The 1574-nt window shown below is 53.0% G+C and carries 1 rRNA gene; it reads right to left on the bottom strand.

The annotated features are described in order from the left end of the window. Positions 1 to 26: 26 nt before the first annotated feature. Positions 27 to 1574 (bottom strand): 23S ribosomal RNA (locus QMX89_RS22605); the annotation flags it as partial.

Raw genomic sequence — 1574 nt, forward strand, 5'->3', positions numbered from 1 at the left:
TTCGACGCAAATTGCTTGGGTGTTATATGGTCAAGCCTCACGGGCAATTAGTATGGGTTAGCTCAACGCCTCACAGCGCTTACACACCCCACCTATCAACGTCGTAGTCTTCGACGGCCCTTCAGGGAACTCAAGGTTCCAGTGAGATCTCATCTTGAGGCAAGTTTCCCGCTTAGATGCTTTCAGCGGTTATCTTTTCCGAACATAGCTACCCGGCAATGCCACTGGCGTGACAACCGGAACACCAGAGGTTCGTCCACTCCGGTCCTCTCGTACTAGGAGCAGCCCCTCTCAAATCTCAAACGTCCACGGCAGATAGGGACCGAACTGTCTCACGACGTTCTAAACCCAGCTCGCGTACCACTTTAAATGGCGAACAGCCATACCCTTGGGACCGGCTTCAGCCCCAGGATGTGATGAGCCGACATCGAGGTGCCAAACACCGCCGTCGATATGAACTCTTGGGCGGTATCAGCCTGTTATCCCCGGAGTACCTTTTATCCGTTGAGCGATGGCCCTTCCATACAGAACCACCGGATCACTAAGACCTACTTTCGTACCTGCTCGACGTGTCTGTCTCGCAGTCAAGCGCGCTTTTGCCTTTATACTCTACGACCGATTTCCGACCGGTCTGAGCGCACCTTCGTACTCCTCCGTTACTCTTTAGGAGGAGACCGCCCCAGTCAAACTACCCACCATACACTGTCCTCGATCCGGATGACGGACCTGAGTTAGAACCTCAAAGTTGCCAGGGTGGTATTTCAAGGATGGCTCCACGCAGACTGGCGTCCACGCTTCAAAGCCTCCCACCTATCCTACACAAGCAAATTCAAAGTCCAGTGCAAAGCTATAGTAAAGGTTCACGGGGTCTTTCCGTCTAGCCGCGGATACACTGCATCTTCACAGCGATTTCAATTTCACTGAGTCTCGGGTGGAGACAGCGCCGCCATCGTTACGCCATTCGTGCAGGTCGGAACTTACCCGACAAGGAATTTCGCTACCTTAGGACCGTTATAGTTACGGCCGCCGTTTACCGGGGCTTCGATCAAGAGCTTCGCTTGCGCTAACCCCATCAATTAACCTTCCGGCACCGGGCAGGCGTCACACCCTATACGTCCACTTTCGTGTTTGCAGAGTGCTGTGTTTTTAATAAACAGTCGCAGCGGCCTGGTATCTTCGACCGGCATGAGCTTACGGAGCAAGTCCTTCACCCTCACCGGCGCACCTTCTCCCGAAGTTACGGTGCCATTTTGCCTAGTTCCTTCACCCGAGTTCTCTCAAGCGCCTTGGTATTCTCTACCCAACCACCTGTGTCGGTTTGGGGTACGGTTCCTGGTTACCTGAAGCTTAGAAGCTTTTCTTGGAAGCATGGCATCAACCACTTCGTCGTCTAAAGACAACTCGTCATCAGCTCTCGGCCTTGAGATCCCGGATTTACCTAAGATCCCAGCCTACCACCTTAAACTTGGACAACCAACGCCAAGCTGGCCTAGCCTTCTCCGTCCCTCCATCGCAATAACCAGAAGTACAGGAATATTAACCTGTTTTCCATCGACTACGCTTTTCAGCCTCGC

It is taken from the genome of Pseudomonas sp. PS01301 (assembly GCF_029960215.1).
GTDB classification, from domain to species: Bacteria; Pseudomonadota; Gammaproteobacteria; order Pseudomonadales; family Pseudomonadaceae; genus Aquipseudomonas; species Aquipseudomonas coleopterorum.